Here is a 15,098-nt window from a genome sequence, read left to right on the forward strand (position 1 = left end):
CTATTTTTCTCCTTCAGTCATGACAGCGCTTTGAAGGTTCCCCTCAATTATATCATTTTTTAATTGTATTTGAAAACCAAGAATGGATTCAACTGTAATAATTGGTACTCGTCCAATACGTTTATTCTTATACCATTCAAATCCTTCTTGTACAAGCTGGCTCTTAGCCTTTCGTATTAATTTACTAGCTTGAGTTTCAGAATATCCAATCAATTCCATTAAATCATTTTTATCTACAACTTGAATCATATATATTCCTTTCTAATGTCCTATGACATAGGTAAATTGTCTTGCAGTTTCCGCATCAAATGTGCGGTAACTAATGATTCCTAATCCTTTAACATTACATTCTGAGACGAGAATTGAGCCGTCTGATTTAACTTGTTCCACAAATGAAATATGCCCGTATATCGGATCAGCACCAGCTTGTCCAGGGCTAAATGATAGTGCAGAGTGCTCAGTTGGTGTATGGGTTGTTGTGAATCCTGGCTTATTCATCCATTGACCACCATTTCCCATAAATGGATCAAAGTTGACTCCAACTTGTTTTCCACGGTTGAAGACATACCAGGTACATTGTCCCCAAGGATAGGTACTAGTGATATATCCTGTGGTATCAATAGCTGTTGTTAAACTATAGCCTACAGGTATATCATTTGAAGTGATGCCACCACCATCTCTAGTTTTTCCTGTAGTTTGTTCAGGAGCTTTTGGTGTTCCTCCATGTTCATCAATGAAGGCATCCAGTTTTTGCATGGTTTCTGCACGTCTTTTTCCTGATCCAGTGGTATCTGTGAAATAGACCCCACCATCAGTTGCTGGATTGAGTGTTCCATTCGCAAACTTTTTAGCTTTATCATCTTGTATTTTAAAGGTTTGGTTTTTATTCCCAATGATGGTTTGCTGGGTTAGGCCGACAACAGCAATCTCATCATTAAAGTTATTGGCATATTCTGGGTTGGAGTCATAGGCTCCAAAACCAAACATATTAGCTCCAGGATTGGTGGCTACTCCAGCAGTTCCAAGAGAGCTTTCATTTAGTGCGATCGCAACGATTCCACGGACATCAAGATTAGACTTAGCTTCCCATTCGAGGAGTTTCTTTCCATTAATTCGATTCTTATCATAGGAGATTCCTAACGTATCTAAAAAGCCGTCTAATTGCTCTGCTGTGATACCGAAGCGATGAACAAGTAAATTGTGAGTATAGGGATCTCCATCTGACCAGTGATCCGCATAAGTCACTCCATTTTGGGATTGTGGTGAGCCATTTGTTCCGCCACCTCCGACAGCTCCCATAAGGATAATGATAATGAGGACCGGTAGAAAGAGAGGAATGAGACCAGCTAATAGAAACCATTTTAGTTTTTTCATCGAATCTCCTTTCTAGTTAATGTCTTATATAAGCAGTGAACAAAACAGTCCCAAAACGCCATTTTGCATCTAAGACGACCGAATAGGACTTAGTTTGTAGGATGATTTGGTCTCTTTCTTGTTCTGAGACTGGAAACAAAAGAAGGAAATCGACTGAGCGTTTTCCTTCTTGGTAGGCCTGATAAAGAGTTTCTTCAAGAACTCTTGAAAAAGAAGTTCTTGAGCGTATTTTGGTATTCATATCATTCTCCTCTGAGTTGTTTTAAGCGTTCTGTTAATCGGTCTCTTCGTTCAATATTGGCTCTTAATTTATCATCTCGTGTCATAGTCTTTCTATAAGCACGAGTGAAAGCATTCGATCCTTGAGCTTTGTACATGGCTTGAGGATCTTTATATTCCTCTAATTTGCGTTCAATACTATTAATGCGGAGTTGTTTAAATGGAGAAATCCATTCTTCTTTAAGGGTTTGGAATTCCTCGCTTGAACTTGGTGTTGGCTCCACTGTGATTGGAGATTCTATTGAAGGAGTTGGTGTTTTTTCTTCAACTGGTTTAACCTTCTCAGAAATTGCCTTGGTTTTCGGAATGTTTGGTTCAGGAGTATCTAGACTTGTTGGCGTCTCAAGTGTTTCCGTTGGGAGCACTTCATCAGGTTGGTGCTCTGATTCCTTATTAGTAAAGAAAGAACCAACATTTTGGAAGTGACTCTTAGCATTCATCACCATTCCAGCTCCGAAACCAGCACCTGCTAAGGCAAAGTTCCCAAGGTGTTGAGCAGATGAAAGACTTCTCGATGGTACTTGCGAAGCCACCTCTCTGGTCTTTGTGACCCCTTTTTCAACTTTATTTCCAATGTCATTCGCAACCATTCGTGCTTTAGAGCCAAGAATGAATTGGATCAGTTCAGCTTTGTATTTCCATAGAAGGAAATATACGAGTCCTTTTGAGACAACTGAAATGAGTAGTTTAAAGACAAGGCCAAAGATAATCAAAGATGGAAGTGTTTTAAGGATGCCATCAAAACCTGTAATGACAATGTTTTCGATCATTTTTTCAATATAGAAGACTAAAAGCGTTAATAGACTTGTGATAGCTGGAAAAAGCAGTCCTCCAAACATGACTTTCAGAACTCCAAAAATCAAATCTTGCATTCTTGGTACGAAGGACATCAATAGCACAATTGGAAAGAGCAGGATCATCATCAGGACGAGTGTCTGAGCAATGACGTTTAACATCTGAATCAAGATAACGGGTATAGCTAATACAAAAGCTTCACAGATTTTGAAGATGACATAAAACATACGAGTGAAAATGAAATCAGGCATAGCTGAAACCCATCGGTTCTTTTCACCATCATCATTGGCTCCATTTCCTAGTTCATCTAGATATTTATTACGATCTTTCGATTTAACCGCTTTAAAGTTTCCATTCTTATCGCCTGTTCCTAATACCTTACTATCGTCAAAAGTTTCTTGTTTCCCATCTTGGCTATTCTTATATTTCCCGTTTTCTTGTCCTGTATTGACAAATACATAGGCTTTATAAGAGGTTTCTGCAATATAGCTATCTGCCATGGAATCGCCAATTTTAATGGATTTATTATTGCCATACTCTACCTTGATATTCGTGATATTTTTAGTGACATCTTGAGAGACATGGTTGATAGTATCAAGTAGATATAGACCACCTGATGTTCCAGCGATTGTTCCAAAGTAACCAAAGCCAAGGATGATAACTAGAAAGACGTGAAGGAGAGTTCTTGAAAAAGCTCCCTTAGAAAAGAAAAACTGAAAAAAGAGATAGAACGCTAGAATCAGAAGCAACATTGAAACGAGTGATTGTTTTGCGACTCCGCCAGAACTTGAACCAATAAATCCTTTCCAGATATTCATCGCTCCATTAAACACATAGTTCTTGTAGTTGGAGTAGAGATCAATCTTTTCAAGAATTCGAATCAGTAAAGAAAAGAAGCCCACCACTGCGTTTAGAATGAAAAAGAAGAAGTTGACGAAAAGCTCATTAATCAGAACCCAAGCCCCATTAAAGGAAGCAAACCCAGTAGGCTCCATGTAGGACTTAAGAGAAAATATATCGACTCCCCTTAGTTTGTCAAAAGCTTCTTGCATGGATTCACCTCCTAACTAGCGTATTTATTTTCAAGGCTTGATGACACTGTAGCTTTCATTGGTTTTAGAAGCATATCAATATCTTCAAAGATGTTGTGTACGGAAATCATATTGAGATTGCCATACACGTCATAGTACAGGCATTGACCAGAAATCATATTATCAATCCATTCGAGATTGCTTTCAGTGACTTCTAGATTGACATGTTTTAGGATATCTTCTCGTTCAGACTTTTCATAAAAAGCAAAGATGGTTCCGAACCCAGTTGTATCATCGTCATTTTCTGCATCATGTACAGATTGAGTAATCAGTGCCAAGGTATTATTTTTGGAGCGTCCAATCCGACGCATATTTTTGATAACGGCTTTTCCTTCTGCGGACTTCATAAGAATCCATGCTTCATCAAAGAACTCAATGGTATCTTCATTTTCATTTCGTTCTCCAAAGTGGGTACAGAAGGCACAAAGCGCAAACATGAGGGCAATAGAGTTGCGTTCATGATCTGAAATTTTTGTGGAATCGTCCTTGGGTAGTTTGAGGTTATTGACCTCTAGGATAGTTACTCGTGATTCATAGTTAAGGCCTTGAGTGGTCCCATCTGAAAAGGCTAGTTCCAAGATAGAGTTCGTCACAATTGATGTCAAATAACGACCAACTGAAGCAATTTCAGAGGAAGAAGAGTCTCTCAGCACTTTTAAGACGTGTTTAAAGCCGACTTTCTCACCAGCGACTCGTTTTTCTACAATCGCATTAATAGCTTCTGTGATAGCTGTTTTCTGATCCATTGTGACATCATCTACGGCTTGTAGCAGAAACTCAAGCATGTTTTTTGCGACCTCTACAGCTTGTTCTTTATCTAGAACGACAATAGGATCTAAGACTCCGTGGTTTGATGGTAGTGAGCTATCCAGTGTTACAAAGTTAAAGTTCTCAATCTGTTTCTTGCGTTCAGGATAGAGACGTGCAAATTCAGGTGAGTTGATCACTTCTTGGTAGTGATTTCTAAGTTCACGTTTGGGGTCAATGTAGAGGGTCTTAACATTCTGTAAAGCCACACTTAAAAAGATGATCTGAGCAAGAAAGGATTTTCCTTGACCTGTTGCCCCTGTAATAATGATGTGTGGGTTCTTAGTGATCTTCCCAGCTATATCTTCTTTATTTCCGACTGTCGCATTGTAGAGGACAATGTTCTTTGAGGAATCAATGGCTTTTGCAATATTATCCCAACGTCCTGTCCAGTTATCTACTCGGCCGATATACCAACCGATACGGTTTCCAGAAGAGGTATTGGTGAAGGGCATAAGTTCTGAAAAACCACGAGCTGTGACCATATGTGTCCAGGTGCGAGTTTTCTTTTGAAGATTTTCTCCATAGAGTAGAGCTTGAAAGAGATAAGGTCCGTCTTGAGAGGCTTCACTAATTTCAACCCCCATATCATCAAAGTAATTCAAAACTACTTGCCGTCTTTGTCGTAGTTGGTTCACACTAGAAGCAGAGACGATAAGATAGGCCCCATATTCGATGATATCTTCCTTGTTTCCGACTTTCTTCATTAAGTCCTTTAAGGAGATGGACCCCATGATGATCTCGTCTTGTTGGACAGTATCGGTATTTTCTGCCTCTTCCATGATGTTTCTATAACGTGTATTTGATCGTCCCATTCTCCCCTTGATTTTACCAGTATCAATGAATTCTGCTTTGATTCGTAGTTCAACAGGAAAGTTCAAACGTTGGATAAATTCGCCCAGATGAAAACCGTTGAATTGAACAGGAAATTTACCTACCGGAAGAATCGTCACAAAAGAAGATCCATAAGGGCTTTCTAGCTTGAGGAAACCACCTTTTAAGACTTTAATCAAGGTATCAGTGATATTGAATTGAGCACGATTGGCCAGTACCTCCTTCTTGTAGTGAGGGATATAGCGTAGGTATTGCATTCGCTGGTAATAAAAGAGTTCTTCATTGGATAAACGTTTTGCCCGAAGGACAGAGAAGGCTTGGAAAATGGTGAATTCATCACTTTTATAGTCTTCATACCAGGTGGGACTTAATTCATATTCATAGCCAAGGCCTTTTGCGATTTTTTCAGTGAACTCATTAAAGCTCTCATAGGCCAAGTCTTTGACGGTAGCTCCATGATTTTGTTTGCGTAAGGTCACGCCCACGACCCAGTCAAACTGATAAGGGATTTCCATTTCATCTGTTAGACGATCCACCGTGTAAAGAAGAAGTTCTTCTCCTAGCTCACGACTGTCATCTGCTAGAGCATCTGAGAAGTCTCGCATTTTCTCTTCTAAGAGATAATCTTTAGGGATCAGAGATATTTCAAAGAACTTGTTTTTCTGGAGCTTCTTCATCATTTGAGCAACAGTGATTTTATGTTTGCCCTTTTTTTCATCATCTGTAATGGTGATAGGAGTGTTTGGAATACGATAATAAGCAACGACTGTTTGATCTTTTTTGAGAGCTAGATTTTCATGTGTTTCCCTTATAGGATAGGTTAAAGTAATACTCATAGGTCCTCCTTTTCTATAGATTTGTTTTTTCAAAGACAATTTCTTCTACAGGCTCTATTCGATCTTCATGGTAGATAGCTTTTTTGTTTAGCTTAAAATCCCAGAAGTAAATCAGGTAATCTACAATAAAGACATGCATCTTTTTACCGTGAGGTTCGTATTCAGTATAGAACTTAGCTAATTTGTAAGGGAGATACCAATAGAGCAGCAATGAAATTGAGTGAGTGATTTTTGCGAGTGGCACAAAGATAAACCCTCCAAAGAGTAACATGGCCACAAAGACGATGATAAAGACAATGAAAAAGGACAACTGCATCGGTGTCGCAAAGTACCATAGTCGAGTGCCCTTTTTTGTCTTGATTTCTTGGATCCAATAAGGAGCATTTAAACCCTTACTGTAGTCATAAAGTCTTTCTTCATTCATACTTAAAGTCCTGATTCAATACCGAAGAGTCGCAGGAACCAGCCGACTGCTTTTAGGATATCTTGTCCTTTGGCAATTGAAACAATAACGGCATAGAAACCAACGACAGAGAAGAGTTGAAGCCAAGAACTGTTTCGCCATGCCTTGATCGCTAAGAGCACGGCAATGGCTGTCAGGATCCAAATTCCATCGCCCTGGAGGAAGGTTCGTAGATTGTCTGTATTCATAGAGTTCTCCTATTCTTTATCATTTGCATAGTTCAGTGGAATGGTGTGTTCTAGTTTTGTGACATAGTAGGTCTTTTCTTTTTCTGAGAGGGTAAAGGTGAAGTTTTCCGAGTGAGTGGTTCCTCCGACCTCAAAGGTTGCTTGGACATATGCGATGATGTTTTTTCCATCTTTTTTAAGATAGGTATAATCAATTGTTTTGAAGGTGGTATTGGCTATAATATCCACATCCTTAGCAATCAGATTGAGGTTGTCTTGGTTAGTAGTATAGTTGGTAAAGAAGACCTTGAGGAACTTTTCAACTTTCTTACGCTGACCATCTGAAAAGTGATCATTCGCGGTTAGTTGGAGCTGATCGTCTTCGCTAAAGTGTCCAGCTTGTGAGGATTCAATAGCAGAGAACCAAGGAAGACCAGAGATATAGTATTTTCCATCTTTTTCATCAAATGGAATATTGAAACCTGTCACAATTTCTTTTTCTTCCGTGTTATTATCTCGGCGGATCGTTTCCTTGTATTTGATCTTATAGGTCGCAACTTTTCCTTCTACAGTGACTAACTGAGAATAGAGAAGTTCACTAGGATTTCGAACTTGACCTTGAGCTTTCACATCAGGAATGAAGTTGTAAAAGCTATTTAGGTAATCTACTTGAGCTTGTTGTTTGTCTCCTTCTTGTGGAAGGGTGAAATAAGCGTAGACATAGTCGTTCAAGTAGTACTGGAGTTTGTAGTCGTATTTTCTACTCGACTCCATTGGTTGTGCCTTTTGTTTTTTAGTAGCCTCAACTTGAGCTTGTAGTGTACCTACCTTATTTGAGAGTGTGATAGCACGAATAGATCCCAAGAAACCAACAAAAAGGAGGAAAGAAATTCCTCCTATGACGGCGATATTCACGGTCTTTTTATTGGTGACTTTTAGCTTTGGTGGGCCTCCTTTTTTCTCTACCTTTTTGAAGTGTGAGAGATATTCTTTTGCTTGAAGCAAGTAGCGTTTAGCTTTATCCATAGATCCTCCTTTAGAGACCAGCAAGCTCAATGAGCTTTGAACCTTTTGCATAGAGGCGCTTATTGGCTTTTTCGATCTCACCATTAATGTAGTAGTAACCTCGCAACTCAGTTTGGAGTTGTTCGATCAAGTCAGGTTTTAGATCCTTGGCTTCTTCTTTTTTAAGGAGACTATTTAATTCACCAGCCTTGGTCCAAGCCTCTCTATGATCTTTCTTTTTCAGTAATTCTCCCAGTTCATTTGTGACTTGAGAGACTTTCTTTTCAAAAATAGTTTTAGTAGCCATTTCAATTTCCTTCCTAAATTTTTCTTGATTGTTTTTAATGGTCTTTTGAATATAAGTAATGAGTGAGGAGCGCATTTTTTTATTTACGCTCAACACTTGACCATCTAGCGTGAAACAGGCATGTTCATAGTCATAGAAACCTTTCGCATCTGGTGGTTTTTCGGTAGATCTTCCAGCGCATTCATAGTAGAAGTCCTTTCCTTTTCGTAAGAGAACGTACATATGCCAGAATTCTTGTTCTGGAAGAAGCAGAAAATCTGCTTGATAAATCTTCTTCAGCATCTCAAGAAGCCTCAAGCAGATCATCGTAGCCTAAAGCTTGGTAGATAAAATCTGAATCAAACCAGAGCCAGTCATTGATTTGTCCTTCTGTTGGTGTATCACCAGAGAAGATATCTTCACAAATGACGGTTAGAGTATCTACTCCACCACGTTCACGGACAGTGTTCAAGGTGGTTAGTCCCCCAGACCAGGCTTTAAAGTTGTCTAGTGAATTGATTTGAACTTTGTATTCCATATAGTTTTTCCTTTCTAGTGTTCATAGTGTTTATTGGCTTTGAGAAGTCGTAACATGGCTTTTCCTCGATCTGTGATCTCTCCGCTGTTTTGAATCATTTTCATGTATTCTGTTTGCAGGATTTTATCTGCTTCAGTGACTAGTGCAAGGGAGTTAGCAACTTGGTAGGTCAGCCAGCGAATCGTTCTCTCAATACTGTAAGGTTGAGGGTTGGTTGAGAGTTTTAAGGGTTCGACTCCTCCAAAGAGCTGTTGCCATTTCTCATCGGGTTTATAGGCTCCAAAGCGAGTGAGACCATCATAGACTTGGATTTCTTTGTTTATGATGCCTCGTGCAATTTCTCCGAGGTCTACACCGTTGATATATTCCTCCACAATACCTTGAGCCTTCTGATCTGAAAAACGCAATTCATAGCGATTCCAGATACCAAAAATCTCCAAGGATTCGTCCAAGGAGATGTTTTCCATTCGAGCTATTTCATAGCGCTTTTCATAAAAGTTGAAGTAGAGTTGACTTTGACGGCTCCCAAAATAAATGGACAAGCCGTGATTAGCTTCCATATCTTCATTATCAGTGAAAGATCCACCACCTGTGATATTCCATTTCTTGATCGTATCTAGAACAATCTCTTTGGAATAGAGTTTATCAATCAATTTAGGAATTTGAATTTGTTCGTCCTCGTGACCATAGCCTTTATAGAGTTCATCTAGAGCAATATCGAGACGCTTCACCCGAACATCTTCATAGGAATAAAGAATGTTTTGAAGAAAGATCTGCCAAGTGATTCCCTTGTCTTCTAGAAGCAATTCCAGCTCACGGCATCCTTGACCAGATAGCTGAAGACAAGTTTGGTAGTCGTTGGTCACAGACTTATCAAAGAAATCAAAAATCCAGATGTTTCCTCGTTGCCATAAGTGGGTATAATTCATGAGACGAGTTTCTTGGTCTGTAAATTCGCTTAGATGACAGTGAAGGAAGTTTTCACAGAAAGCGTCTAAATCCTTTAATCTAGGAAAGGTCAATCGTAGATAGTCGATCTGAGCTCGAAGACTGTTTTTATCGCAATCTTGATAGTAACCAAGTTTTTCTTTAAGTTCTCTAAACTTATCAATCGTCAGTCCTCTTTCGCCTGTTTCATAGGAGCGATAGGTTCTTGTAGGTAGATCAACAGCTTGTGCAAATGCTTTTTGACTAAGTCCTGTTTGTTTTCTGAAATTCTTAATATGAAAAGGACTAATTTTGTCCATTCATCGCAACACCTCTTTCTAGCAAAGTGACACACTTTTTTGACGAAAGTGACACACTTCATAAAAATTGAAAACCCAACTCCCATAAGGAATGAGGAGGGGTGGACTTGGCGTTTTTGCCAAATGTAACCCCCCTATTAGAAAACGGGGGTTGAAGTTTCATCATGGCCTAGAAACTTCGGGCTACGGTCTGCGCCTGACCTGCGGTCAGGCTTGCCCTTGCCCTTGTCCTAGCCCATGATGAACAATCGTCGCTTCAACTGCTTTTGGATAAGACCTGCGTCCTCCCTCTTCAAATTGAGCGAGGATTTCAAGAAGAAGTTTTTCTTGAAAAGGATCCACTAGAATAGCGGATACAGTCCGTTCAAAGATGATCCCTTGTTCTGTTAAGAGATAGATAATCTTGCGCAAGGTTGGCATTTTAAGATTTTGTTCGTCCGCAAATTCCTTGAGTGGTCGTTTGCTTGGTTCGTTTTCTATAGTCTTCTCTTCCTCTATAGGATCAATTGTTTCAAGCAGTGGTTTATATTCTTCAAATACTGAGAACTCTTCTCCTTCAAATTCCATAATAGGAATTTTAGAGTAGGCATCGTAGAAGGAAAATCCTTGATCAAGCGGTACATAAGGAGAGAAAAACTCACCAGCCAACTCACCGTTGTTTGCGATATAGCCCCGTCCTTTGACCTTGACTCCATTAATTTCATCCAGCTTTTTAAATTCTTTGGTCTTATTAGCATCTCCAAACATCATGTCATATCCTGTTGATTCTAAATGACCGACGGAGAGACGCTTCATAAAGTTATCCCGAAGAGCCGTTTTGATGAATTCCCCATCGGGCCGTTGCATAGCAAAGATGATAAAAACCCCAGCTTGTCGACCTTCTAAAACTAATTGGGAGAGGTATTCCATGAGTTCTGACTGTTGGCTATAGTCTCGGTCAATCTTTGCCATAAGAGCTGCCCACTCGTCTACAAGAATGAATTTTGGTTTCATGTCATAATGAGTAAAGTTCTTTCCAGCTTGGAATTTTGGCGAAGTAGACATCCGTTCATAGCGTGTTTCCATGAACTCTACATTCTCTTTAAAACAGTTAATGATATCTTCCTTACTAGTATAAACACGGCCATGAAAGACTGGAATTTTCTTTAATCCAGCAAGGTCCGAATTCTTTGGATCACAGATATCAACAAAGCCGATTTTAGATAGGGCGTAAATTATGGTCATGAGAACAACTGTTTTTCCTCCACCTGTTCCACCGCCAATTAGAAGATGAGGTTCTTCAATATAATCCCAAGATACATCTTTCATGAGCTGGAGTTTAGATCCCTTGACTTTTACTTCATCGATGGTGATTCTGCTATCAATCCGGTTAATAGCAATTTCATATTTGATAAAGCGATTATCAAAGGTTTTATTTCGAAAGTCCCCGTTAAACATGACTTCAAGCGTAGCTCCTAGATTTAAAAAGCGATCTTGAAATTTATTGCCTTCTAGAATGAAACTCACTTCAATCTTGTAGCGAGACTGTTTGACATACACTTGAGGCAAAGTGATTTTTTCAACGATCTTGTTTTCACGTTTAACCTTTTTTACGAGATAAAGGTTGTTCTCTAGTAAAAAGCGTGAAAGGATTCGAAGGCTATTGAGCTTTTGAAAGAAGAGCATCTTCCTGTAGCAAACACGGTTAATAAACCAAGCCAGGAGTAAAGAAAAGAGAAGCCCAGCTCCTAGAAAATATCCTTTAGGTAAGGGATGAACTTTTAATTCTTCTAGATGTAAGTAGCTGTAATAACTAATAGCCAACAAAAAAGGAAACCACCAGATAAACCATGTGATTCCCTTTAGTTTACGATGAAAAGCGTGAACTCTTTTCCCTCGATAGGTAAAGAGTTTCATGGTGCATCACCTCCTAGTTTTCTTTCTTATTTTCTACTGGTTTGTTTTCTTTAGTTGGTGTACCTCCAGCTTTTTTCTTGATTTTAGAAGCAAAAAGCTTATAGATGTCATTACGATTGACGTGGGTATGTGTGATAACAATATCTTCTAGTTCAACTTCTTCTCGGTATTTAATGCCCAAGTCTTCAATTTCAGACTCTGACATATCTGCGATAGTAAAAAAGAGGGTTTCGTGCTGGACAGAAGAATGAATACCTACAACAATACCACGGATCTCGCCTGTATTGACTTGAACAAATGATCCATCAGGATTACGTTGCGAGCGATCCACTTCAAAGATGATATCAGGACCTTCAATGCCTCGGAAAGTCAGTTTTCCAAGGACAGCTGGGACATCTAGTCCATCTGTAATGACACGATAAGTCTTGTCAGCAATTTGTAGTTTTTCTCCGTAGTTTAATCCAATTTTAGCCATGTGATTTTCTCCTTCTATTTCTTATTTTTTAAGTACCAATTTTTCCGCAAAGACATTGAGATAAGGTGCAACAGTATTGCCGTTTAAAGCAGTATCTGGGAAAAAGATTGGGTTAACTGTTTCTACTAGAGCATCTTCTGGGAAGACCGTTGTAGAGGCTGGTGTAATAACATGAAAGGCACCGTGCTCCGCGCTATTTAGAATGTGACGTTGGTATTTGCCTTCTTTTCCAAAAATAAATTTAGGAGCATTTCCCAAACGTTCGTAGTAAGCAGGGCCAATAAATTCTGGTTTCATTTTAAGTGTTTCTGAGATCATAAGATTTTCCTTTCTGAGTGTAAAATAAAAAGAGTTAAGCTAGTTGCTTCACTCTTGAGTAATAGTGGGTAAATAATTTGCGTTTAAACATGCGACTATAGAATTGAATATCTCCATGGGCATAGCCATTTCTACGAGCATCTTGAGCCAGATGGTCTAGATCTACTTGAGCTTGAGCATAAAGTTTAGCCTGTAGTTTATCAGATTCACTAAACATACCATAGGTAAATTCATAGTTATCATAGAGTCGTTTACATTGTAGTGCGAAAAAAGTTTGTCATATCATTCTCCTTTATTGTAATAAGTAAAAAAGCTACTAAGTGAAAAAAGGAAAGAACTTAGTAGCTTGAGAGTAGGTCTATCTAATTAGATAGACAGCAGTAAAGAAAAGTTATTTGGTTGGAAAGATCCCTCTTTCCACGGTGGCAACGTTTAGCAAGGTGCTTTGCGTGAATTACCATCGCTTTCCCAGCCAATCTCATTGGGGAGTCATTATCATACCCTTAAGATTCTCTTACGCCCTTTGGCGAAGCCAGTTCACTTTACTATTCGGAAAAGTGCGAAAGTCCGAAATGCGTGGAAGCCCACAAATACTTGTTTTATATCTTCACTTCAACCATAAAACGGACTTGACTTTTAGTATCAAAACATTTACAATAAAGGTACGAAGTTTATGTGTAGTTCTGATGATCAGTCCTCTGGTTGTCAGACGCACTTTTTATTTAATTGTCAATGATCGTGATTTAGCCTTGAAGATAAGGTTATTATTTTCAATCGCTATACAACTATCAGTTGTTGGTTATATTATACAACTGCTAGTTGTAAATGTCAACGGTTTTCTGCAAAATTTTAAAATAATTTTTTGAGGTCACATATGGAATTCGCAGAACGCTTGAAAACACTAAGGAAACAAGTAAAACTAACACAAGCTCAAATAGCTGAAAAACTAAATATCTCCCAACAGGCATATGCTTCATGGGAGCGTGGCGCCAAAAAACCAACACAAGAAAATCTCGTTAAAATTGCACAAATTCTTGATGTATCAATTGATTATCTAGTTGGAAACTCAGAAGAAAAATCAGATGAACTAGATAATATTGAATTGCTTTTCCGTATGAATTCAAAAGGTTTGACTGATGAAGAGAAAGAAGTATTTAAAAAAGAGCTTATAGCTTTTATGGAAGAACGGAAATTAAAATTTAAGAAAGGTTGAGAAGGATGACTAAAGAAATGACCACAATAATGAAGACGATGCCACTTCCAGTGGTAAAAGGACTAATGGTTGCAGAAATAAATTCATCTGATCATCCGGAATTACGTTTTAATCACAAAGAAATGACCACAATAATGAAGACGATGCCATTTCCAGTGCTAAAAGCACTATTGGTTGCAAAAATACATTCATCTGATCATCCGGAATTATGTTTTAATCACTATGAATATCTTTTTTCAAAATTCAAACTATGGCCAGTGGGACAAGGTCTATTTTATTCTGGAAATATTAAGCTAGAATGTGAATTTAACTTTGTTTATGACTGTGGGGGGAACAGCATTAATATTAATTCTGTTGTTGATGATTACATAAATCAACAGCACACTAAAGATATAATACTCGATATGTTAGTTATTTCTCATTTTGATGATGATCATGTTAATGGTATACCTAAATTATTGAAAGAAGTAAGTAAAGTCAGAAAAGTTTTTTTACCTTACAACGATGACAATAAAAATTATTTACTCTTCTTAGCTCTGGTATATGGCAATGGGATAGATATGGAGAAAAAAGTTGATGAAATTATACTTGTTAATACTAAACATATGGATAATGATGAAGAACAAACTTATGAATTTAATAATATTAAAACCTCAGAATTAGAAGATGAAGAGTTATATCTGCCTAATACAAAAACAGGTATATTAAATGGTTCAACTATCTTTGTTGAAAAAAAATGGAAGTTTAAGTTTTATAATACTTATTTGAAACAAACGGAGTCTTCAGCAAATATAAAGAAAGAAATTAATAATCTTATACATAAAGTAGGTGGAAAAAATTTAGGCGATTTGTTGTTAAAACTAGATGGGACTCTACAGTTTGAAAGTATAAAAGAATCGTTAAAAAAAATATACAATAAATATTGCTCAAGTAGTTATGGGAACTCTAAACAAAATCAATCTAGTTTGTGCCTATTTCATTCACCTGTAGAAAAATATAATGATATTTATATTATTGAGAGTAAAGATAACCCGAAAATTTTTTTTAAGCAACATTTCTCTTTCGAAAGAATAACTGGAACTTTATTGACAGGTGATATTTCTCTTAAACAACCTAAAAGATATAATGATTTTAAAAGATACTATAAAGATGAATGTGAAGATGTGCTATGTTTTTTAATTCCACACCACGGGGCCAAAAATAATTGGAATAAAAATGTATTAATAGATTTTCCATTTGCAAATATTTTTCTCAATTCATCTGGATCTTCAAATCCATATAAACACCCATCTGATAAAGTAATTACGGATTTAAATAAAATTGGTAATTCTTTGCTTCGTTGTAATGAAGGGAATTCGATAACATACTATATATAGTTTTATACGAACAGTGGACATTTGTCCACCTTTTTCACACAACAAACTCAACCAATTAGGTTTAGCTTTGTAATTTACACTTAATGGAGGTAGCATTC

General features: G+C 37.8%; 17 protein-coding genes. 2 read left to right on the forward strand and 15 right to left on the reverse strand.

The genetic code is table 11. The features are described from left to right. The 15 genes from WKT08_RS06505 to WKT08_RS06575 form a co-directional block, all read right to left on the reverse strand. On the reverse strand, nucleotides 1-249 hold the full coding sequence (locus WKT08_RS06505) for a DUF3173 family protein (RefSeq protein ID WP_003005186.1): 249 nt from the start codon (nucleotides 247-249) through the stop codon (nucleotides 1-3). 12 nt (nucleotides 250-261) lie between these two features. Continuing rightward, nucleotides 262-1,374, reverse strand: coding sequence for a CHAP domain-containing protein (locus tag WKT08_RS06510; RefSeq protein ID WP_324738276.1), 1,113 nt, complete (start codon nucleotides 1,372-1,374; stop codon nucleotides 262-264). Nucleotides 1,375-1,390: 16 nt separating this feature from the next. Continuing rightward, nucleotides 1,391-1,615, reverse strand: a complete 225-nt coding sequence (locus WKT08_RS06515; RefSeq protein ID WP_021153907.1) for a hypothetical protein — start codon at nucleotides 1,613-1,615, stop codon at nucleotides 1,391-1,393. A 1-nt stretch (nucleotide 1,616) separates the two neighbouring features. Further along, entirely contained in the window at nucleotides 1,617-3,500 is a 1,884-nt protein-coding gene (locus WKT08_RS06520; RefSeq protein ID WP_324738275.1) for a conjugal transfer protein, read from the reverse strand. An 11-nt stretch (nucleotides 3,501-3,511) separates the two neighbouring features. Beyond that, nucleotides 3,512-6,016 carry an ATP-binding protein gene (locus WKT08_RS06525; RefSeq protein ID WP_340280933.1) on the reverse strand — a complete coding sequence of 835 codons (2,505 nt, stop codon included), beginning with the start codon at nucleotides 6,014-6,016 and terminating at the stop codon, nucleotides 3,512-3,514. Nucleotides 6,017-6,029: 13 nt separating this feature from the next. Continuing rightward, on the reverse strand, nucleotides 6,030-6,440 hold the full coding sequence (locus WKT08_RS06530; RefSeq protein ID WP_195327462.1) for a conjugal transfer protein: 411 nt from the start codon (nucleotides 6,438-6,440) through the stop codon (nucleotides 6,030-6,032). 2 nt (nucleotides 6,441-6,442) lie between these two features. Further along, nucleotides 6,443-6,667, reverse strand: a complete 225-nt coding sequence (locus WKT08_RS06535; protein ID WP_003005585.1) for a TcpD family membrane protein — start codon at nucleotides 6,665-6,667, stop codon at nucleotides 6,443-6,445. 9 nt (nucleotides 6,668-6,676) lie between these two features. Then, entirely contained in the window at nucleotides 6,677-7,672 is a 996-nt protein-coding gene (locus tag WKT08_RS06540) for a conjugal transfer protein (RefSeq protein ID WP_340280938.1), read from the reverse strand. Nucleotides 7,673-7,682: 10 nt separating this feature from the next. Then, nucleotides 7,683-8,240: a conjugal transfer protein gene (locus tag WKT08_RS06545; protein WP_340280940.1), complete on the reverse strand. Its 558-nt coding sequence runs from the start codon at nucleotides 8,238-8,240 to the stop codon at nucleotides 7,683-7,685. A 1-nt stretch (nucleotide 8,241) separates the two neighbouring features. After that, complete coding sequence (locus WKT08_RS06550; RefSeq protein WP_045759896.1) at nucleotides 8,242-8,475, reverse strand: hypothetical protein; 234 nt, start codon at nucleotides 8,473-8,475, stop codon at nucleotides 8,242-8,244. A gap of 14 nt (nucleotides 8,476-8,489) precedes the next feature. Continuing rightward, entirely contained in the window at nucleotides 8,490-9,722 is a 1,233-nt protein-coding gene (locus WKT08_RS06555) for a replication initiation factor domain-containing protein (RefSeq protein ID WP_195327458.1), read from the reverse strand. Between the two features lie 207 nt (nucleotides 9,723-9,929). Next, a complete protein-coding gene (locus WKT08_RS06560) occupies nucleotides 9,930-11,618 on the reverse strand; it encodes an FtsK/SpoIIIE domain-containing protein (protein WP_340280942.1) in 1,689 nt (562 codons plus the stop codon). A 13-nt stretch (nucleotides 11,619-11,631) separates the two neighbouring features. Beyond that, entirely contained in the window at nucleotides 11,632-12,093 is a 462-nt protein-coding gene (locus WKT08_RS06565) for a hypothetical protein (protein WP_045759899.1), read from the reverse strand. 21 nt (nucleotides 12,094-12,114) lie between these two features. Next, the gene (locus WKT08_RS06570; RefSeq protein ID WP_195327452.1) at nucleotides 12,115-12,411 is read right to left on the reverse strand and encodes a cytoplasmic protein; all 297 of its coding nucleotides are present in this window, start codon (nucleotides 12,409-12,411) and stop codon (nucleotides 12,115-12,117) included. 34 nt (nucleotides 12,412-12,445) lie between these two features. Continuing rightward, nucleotides 12,446-12,628 carry a hypothetical protein gene (locus WKT08_RS06575; protein WP_247913749.1) on the reverse strand — a complete coding sequence of 61 codons (183 nt, stop codon included), beginning with the start codon at nucleotides 12,626-12,628 and terminating at the stop codon, nucleotides 12,446-12,448. 657 nt (nucleotides 12,629-13,285) lie between these two features. Here WKT08_RS06575 and WKT08_RS06580 point away from each other — a divergent pair. Together WKT08_RS06580 and WKT08_RS06585 are read left to right on the forward strand one after the other, a co-directional pair. After that, nucleotides 13,286-13,624: a helix-turn-helix domain-containing protein gene (locus WKT08_RS06580; RefSeq protein ID WP_195326985.1), complete on the forward strand. Its 339-nt coding sequence runs from the start codon at nucleotides 13,286-13,288 to the stop codon at nucleotides 13,622-13,624. 5 nt (nucleotides 13,625-13,629) lie between these two features. Then, the gene (locus tag WKT08_RS06585) at nucleotides 13,630-15,000 is read left to right on the forward strand and encodes an MBL fold metallo-hydrolase (RefSeq protein ID WP_195326986.1); all 1,371 of its coding nucleotides are present in this window, start codon (nucleotides 13,630-13,632) and stop codon (nucleotides 14,998-15,000) included. The last annotated feature ends 98 nt before the right edge of the window (nucleotides 15,001-15,098 follow it).

This window comes from Streptococcus sp. HCA-5024 (assembly GCF_037890265.1).
Taxonomy (GTDB): Bacteria; Bacillota; Bacilli; order Lactobacillales; family Streptococcaceae; genus Streptococcus; species Streptococcus lingualis.

Coding starts and splice junctions, on each gene's coding strand:
- WKT08_RS06505 (WP_003005186.1), bottom strand. CDS start 249: ATGATTCAAGTTGTAGATAAAAATGATTTAATGGAATTGATTGGATAT.
- WKT08_RS06510 (WP_324738276.1), bottom strand. CDS start 1,374: ATGAAAAAACTAAAATGGTTTCTATTAGCTGGTCTCATTCCTCTCTTT.
- WKT08_RS06515 (WP_021153907.1), bottom strand. CDS start 1,615: ATGAATACCAAAATACGCTCAAGAACTTCTTTTTCAAGAGTTCTTGAA.
- WKT08_RS06520 (WP_324738275.1), bottom strand. CDS start 3,500: ATGCAAGAAGCTTTTGACAAACTAAGGGGAGTCGATATATTTTCTCTT.
- WKT08_RS06525 (WP_340280933.1), bottom strand. CDS start 6,016: ATGAGTATTACTTTAACCTATCCTATAAGGGAAACACATGAAAATCTA.
- WKT08_RS06530 (WP_195327462.1), bottom strand. CDS start 6,440: ATGAATGAAGAAAGACTTTATGACTACAGTAAGGGTTTAAATGCTCCT.
- WKT08_RS06535 (WP_003005585.1), bottom strand. CDS start 6,667: ATGAATACAGACAATCTACGAACCTTCCTCCAGGGCGATGGAATTTGG.
- WKT08_RS06540 (WP_340280938.1), bottom strand. CDS start 7,672: ATGGATAAAGCTAAACGCTACTTGCTTCAAGCAAAAGAATATCTCTCA.
- WKT08_RS06545 (WP_340280940.1), bottom strand. CDS start 8,240: ATGCTGAAGAAGATTTATCAAGCAGATTTTCTGCTTCTTCCAGAACAA.
- WKT08_RS06550 (WP_045759896.1), bottom strand. CDS start 8,475: ATGGAATACAAAGTTCAAATCAATTCACTAGACAACTTTAAAGCCTGG.
- WKT08_RS06555 (WP_195327458.1), bottom strand. CDS start 9,722: ATGGACAAAATTAGTCCTTTTCATATTAAGAATTTCAGAAAACAAACA.
- WKT08_RS06560 (WP_340280942.1), bottom strand. CDS start 11,618: ATGAAACTCTTTACCTATCGAGGGAAAAGAGTTCACGCTTTTCATCGT.
- WKT08_RS06565 (WP_045759899.1), bottom strand. CDS start 12,093: ATGGCTAAAATTGGATTAAACTACGGAGAAAAACTACAAATTGCTGAC.
- WKT08_RS06570 (WP_195327452.1), bottom strand. CDS start 12,411: ATGATCTCAGAAACACTTAAAATGAAACCAGAATTTATTGGCCCTGCT.
- WKT08_RS06575 (WP_247913749.1), bottom strand. CDS start 12,628: ATGTTTAGTGAATCTGATAAACTACAGGCTAAACTTTATGCTCAAGCT.
- WKT08_RS06580 (WP_195326985.1), top strand. CDS start 13,286: ATGGAATTCGCAGAACGCTTGAAAACACTAAGGAAACAAGTAAAACTA.
- WKT08_RS06585 (WP_195326986.1), top strand. CDS start 13,630: ATGACTAAAGAAATGACCACAATAATGAAGACGATGCCACTTCCAGTG.